The sequence below is a fragment of the Aeromonas simiae genome (genome assembly GCF_000820125.1).
GTDB lineage: Bacteria > Pseudomonadota > Gammaproteobacteria > Enterobacterales > Aeromonadaceae > Aeromonas > Aeromonas simiae.
The window spans coordinates 1-3,776 of record NZ_CDBY01000065.1; the positions used below are offsets into that span (position 1 = coordinate 1).

Sequence of the window (3,776 nt, forward strand, 5' to 3'; positions counted from 1 at the left end):
GAGGGAGGGGGCCTCCTGCTCGGGGTGAAAGTAGTCCTGATATTCGCTTTGCCACTGACGCTCCATCATGATGGGCAGACGGTAGATCACCACGTTGAGAAAGCTGCCAATGAGCAGGGAGAACAGGGCGATGAGAATAAAATAGAGCCAGGGTAGCTCCTGGCTGAGTAGCAAGAGAGTGGACATAAAATCGGTATCGGCTGGTTAATGGATGACGCTGCCCAGCTTGAAGATGGGCAGATACATGGCGACGACCATGCCGCCGACCAGCACCCCTAGCACCACCATGATCAGCGGCTCGAGTAAGCTGGTAAGGCCATCGACCAAGTCATCAACTTCCTGTTCATAGATGGCCGCGACCTTAGAGAGCATATCATCAATGGCCCCTGATTCCTCGCCGATCATCACCATCTGGATCACCATATCGGGGAAGAGATCGACGGTGCGCATCGCCATGTTGACCTGCATGCCGGCAATCACTTCATTGCGTACGGCCATGATGGCGGTGCGATAGACATAGTTGCCCGAGGCGCCGGCGGAGGAGACCAGCGCCTCGATGAGCGGGATACCCGCGGCGAAGGTGGTGGCCAGGGTGCGGGCAAAGCGGGCCATGGCTGCCTTGTGCAGGATCATGCCGACCACGGGCAACCCGAGGACGAATTGATCGGTTTTGTTGCGCACCTTCTCCGAGCTGCGCCAGGCACGTACGTAGAGAAAGATGGCCAGCGCCGCCCCGCCGAAGAAGACATACCACCAACTTTGCATGAAACGGGAGATGCCGATGACAAAGCGGGTGAAGGCAGGCAGTTCGGCGCCAAAGCTTTTGAATATCTCCTCGAACTGGGGAATGACAAACAGCAGCAGAATAGAGGTGACGACAATGGCGACCAGTATGACCATGGTGGGGTAGAACATGGCCTTCTTGATCTTCGATTTGAGCGCCTCGGTCTTCTCCCGGTAGGTGGCAATGCGATCGAAGATGATCTCGAGGGCGCCGGAGTGCTCGCCCGCCTCGACCAGATCGCAATAGAGCTGGTCAAAATGACGGGGATGGCGCCGCAGCGCTTCTGACAGCGGGGTACCAGTTTCGACCTCGTTGGCGATCTCCCCCACCAAATCGCGCACCGTACTTTTCTCATGACTGCGGGCAATCACCTGCAATGTTTGCACCAATGGCACGCCGGCAGAGAGCATGGTGGTGATCTGCCGGGTGATGATGGCGATATCGGCGGGTTTGATCTTGGCGGCGCCACGGGAGAATAGCCCCTGTGATTTTTTGCTGATTTTTGATGCGGTGACGCCCTGCTTACGCAGCTCGGCTTTGACGTTGGCGATGGAGTCAGACTGTAGCTCGCCAGACACTTTCTGACCTTTGCGATTGACGCCGCTCCAGCGAAAGGCGCTGACTTTAACGGGGCGATTCTGTTTGGCTCGTGTGGCCATCCTTGGCTCCTGCCTGATGGGGATACAGGCTTAGTCTAGTTGGTGGTGACCCGGTTGATTTCGGCCAGGCTGGTGATACCGAGGCGGGCCTTCTCGAGGCCGGCCTGGCGCAGCGTGCGCATGCCCTCTTTTTGTGCCTGGGCTGCAATCAGCAGTGAGTTGCCGCCCTGCATGATGATGCGGGCGATGTTGTCTGACATGGAGAGGATTTCGTAGATACCGATGCGCCCACGATAGCCACCGGAGCACTCTTTGCATCCGCAGGGGCGATAGAGACGGATGCCGGCCGCGACCTGCTGTACGCTGTAACCAAGTTTGAGCAGCTCGCCCTCGGGGATATTGTCGGGTTGCTTGCAGTGTTCGCACAGTTTGCGCGCCAGTCGCTGGGCCATGATGAGGGTGACCGAGGAGGCGATATTAAAGGCGGGAACGCCCATGTTCATCATGCGGGTCAGGGTCTCGGCAGCGGAGTTGGTGTGCAGGGTTGAGAGCACCAGATGGCCGGTTTGTGCTGCCTTGATGGCAATTTCAGCCGTTTCCAGATCGCGGATCTCCCCCACCATCACCACGTCCGGATCCTGACGCAAAAAGGCGCGCAGGGCGCCGGCGAAGGTCAATCCCGCCTTGGGATTGATCTGCACCTGGTTGACGCCGGGCAGGTTGATTTCGATGGGGTCTTCGGCGGTGGAGATGTTGCGCTCCACCGTGTTGAGCAGATTCAAACCGGTGTAGAGGGTCACCGTCTTGCCGGAGCCGGTGGGCCCTGTCACCAGTATCATGCCCTGGGGGCGGGCGAGCGCCGTCTGGTAGAGCTGCTTTTGTTCCTCATCGAAGCCGAGCTGATCGATATTGAGGCGGGCCGCCGATGAGTCGAGCAGCCGGATCACCACCTTCTCGCCCCACATGGTGGGCAGGGTGTTGACTCGCATGTCCATGGCCCGGTTGCGGGAGAGTTTCAGCTTAATGCGGCCATCTTGCGGTAGCCTGCGCTCGGCGATATCGAGGCGGGCCATCACCTTGAGCCGCGCGGCGAAGCGGCTGGCCAGGTTCACCGGCGGGGTGGCGGCCTCATGCAAAATGCCATCGATGCGAAAGCGAATGCGGTACTTGTGTTCATAAGGTTCGAAGTGCAGATCCGATGCGCCGCGGCGAATGGCATCCATCATGATCTTGTTGATGTATTTGACGATGGGAGCATCGTCATCGCTGCTGTTGACCGTCTCATCGAGACGGCTCTGCTCATCGGCGACCTCAAGACCTGATATATCGGCATCATCGATGTCATCGACATTGAGGTTCTCCTGATCGTGTTCGAGCAGTTTGCCGATGGCGCGCACCAGCTTCTCCTCTTCCACCAGCAGGGCTTCGGTATGCAGGCCGAAGTTGAAGCCGAACTCCTCCAGCGCCGCCACATTGGTCGGGTCAGCCATGGCGATGTAGAGGGTGTGTCCCTGCAGATAGATGGGCAGGGCGTGGTGTTTCTCGATCAGCTTCTGGTTGATGTATTTGGGGGGGATATCCCCCAGCTCGAAGGCATCGAGGTCGAGCAGGGGAACGCCATACTCCTGCTCACAAAAATCAGCCAGCTCCCGGCTGGAGAGGATCTGATTTTCGATAAGAAAGGTGGTCAGGGGCTTGCGCTGCGCCTTGGCCTGACTGGAGAAGCGCTGCGAGTCCTGCTCGCTGATCAGGGAAGAGGCGGCCAGGCTAAGTGCCAGGCCGCTGTTGGAGGTTGAGGTCATCAGTTAGGGCAATATCCATCGTTAGTTGCATTGGTGTCACAAGTAATTGTCCACACCAATGGAATTGTTGAAGGAGACGTCATTGTTACAGTGTTAGAGACTGTAAGTGGAGCTAATGTTGAGCTTGCTCCAGAAGCGCTTACTGTAGCTGTGATTGACGTATTTGACCCAGATACGGGCGCTGTATACGTCAGATCCACTCCAGCATAGGAACCGGCGGATACAGGCATCCCATTCCCTCCCAAGGCACATTGACCTGGGCCATACGTTTGTATGCATACTTCAACTGCTGTTTTTAGTGCGCCGGTGGCAGCTACCAACTGAGTCATCTTCGACTTTTTGGTGTAGGTCTGATACGCCGGCAGGGCGATGGCGGCCAGGATGGCCACAATGGCCACCACAATCATCAGTTCGATCAGGGTAAAACCTGCCTGTTTTTTCATGATCAATATCCTTATTGCGAGTGTTGACCAGGCTGAGCGACAGGGCGGTGTGATATGGCCTACCGTCGCCATTCTGAGTGGCCCCGCGCTCTTCCAGTATGCTTCCGGATTCAATAGCTTGAAGGGGAAGATGTGGGTGAGTGGCGGG

Annotated in this window: 3 protein-coding genes and 1 pseudogene; all 4 read right to left on the reverse strand. The window is 57.5% G+C overall.

From position 1 onward, the window contains the following. Nucleotides 1-186, reverse strand: a pseudogene (locus tag BN1134_RS13430) (prepilin peptidase); the annotation flags it as partial. Between the two features lie 18 nt (nt 187-204). Then, a complete protein-coding gene (locus BN1134_RS13435; RefSeq protein ID WP_042047833.1) occupies nt 205-1,443 on the reverse strand; it encodes a type II secretion system F family protein in 1,239 nt (412 codons plus the stop codon). Nucleotides 1,444-1,478: 35 nt separating this feature from the next. Next, nucleotides 1,479-3,185, reverse strand: coding sequence for a type IV-A pilus assembly ATPase PilB (gene pilB, locus BN1134_RS13440; protein WP_042047834.1), 1,707 nt, complete (start codon nt 3,183-3,185; stop codon nt 1,479-1,481). Further along, entirely contained in the window at nt 3,185-3,628 is a 444-nt protein-coding gene (locus tag BN1134_RS20305; RefSeq protein WP_042047835.1) for a pilin, read from the reverse strand. The genes pilB and BN1134_RS20305 overlap by 1 nt, the downstream gene beginning before the upstream one ends. Between the last annotated feature and the right edge of the window lie 148 nt (nt 3,629-3,776).